We start from the raw sequence: 1,133 nt of genomic DNA, 5'->3' as shown, positions 1-1,133 counted from the left end.
GGCCGCGTCGCGTTCGTCGAGAAGGAACTCCTCGGTGGCACCTGCCTCAACCGCGGCTGCATCCCCACCAAAACCATGATCGCCTCCGCCACCGTCGCCCATCAGACCCGCCGCGCCGCCGAATTCGGTGTCCTCGTGACAGGCCCGGTCACCGTCGACCTCGCCGCTGTCGTCGCCCGCAAAGACCAGCTCGTCGACTCCATCCGCTCGGGCTCCTACCGAGCCGTCGAGAAATCCGACGGCATCGACTTCTACCACGCGCCAGGCCATTTCACCGGAGCACGCCGCCTCACCATCGACGGCACCGACCTCACCGCCGACCGCATCGTCCTCGCGCCCGGCACCCGCACCGCCCTCCCGGACATCGACGGCCTGGACACGGTGCCCTACTACACCTCCCGCACCCTGCTCGACCTCACCGACCTGCGGCTACGTCGGCTGCGAATTCGCCCAGATGTTCCGGCGATTCGGCGCCGCCGTGACCCTGATCCAACGGGCCGAGCGGCTGCTGCCGGGCGAGGACCCCGACATCAGCGCCGCCGTCACCGACGGCATGATCGCCGACGGCATCACCGTGCTCACCGGCACCACCTGCACCCACGCCACCGGCACTGCCGGTGACATCCGAATCGGCTGTACCGGCACCGAACCCGGCGAGTTGAAGGGCAGCCACCTACTCATCGCCACGGGCCGCACCCCCAACACCGATCGCCTCGGCCTGGAACATCTTGGCCTGCAACCGGATTCGCACGGCTTCCTCACCGTGGACGACACCCTGCACACCAGCGCCGAGGACGTGTGGGCCATCGGCGACGTGCGCGGCGGGCCGATGTTCACCCACACCGCCCGCGACGACGCCGACATCGTCTACCGCAGCGCCTACCGCGGACAGGACCGCACCGCCGCCGGTCGCATCGTTCCGCACGCGGTGTTCACCGACCCTGAAGTCGGATCCGTCGGACTCACCGAACCCGCCGCCCGCGCAGCGGGTTACGACGTCCTCATCGGCCGCCAGGACTTCACCGGCGTCGTGAAAGCCCGCGCCATCGGCAACACCCGTGGCCTGGTCAAGTTCGTCGCCGACGCCGCCACCGATGCCATCCTGGGCTGTCACATCGCCGGACCCGACGGCG

General features: G+C 69.6%; 2 pseudogenes. Both read left to right on the top strand.

Annotation, left to right across the window (positions count from 1 at the left end):
* Window positions 1-60: 60 nt before the first annotated feature.
* Window positions 61-799: pseudogene (locus ACH4J0_RS43320) on the top strand (FAD-dependent oxidoreductase); the annotation flags it as partial.
* 30 nt (window positions 800-829) lie between these two features.
* Window positions 830-1,133 (top strand): annotated as a pseudogene (locus ACH4J0_RS43315) (dihydrolipoamide dehydrogenase); the annotation flags it as partial.

The organism is Kitasatospora sp. NPDC017646 (assembly GCF_044329365.1).
GTDB lineage: Bacteria > Actinomycetota > Actinomycetes > Streptomycetales > Streptomycetaceae > Kitasatospora.
This window is presented reverse-complemented; position numbering and strand designations above follow the sequence as displayed.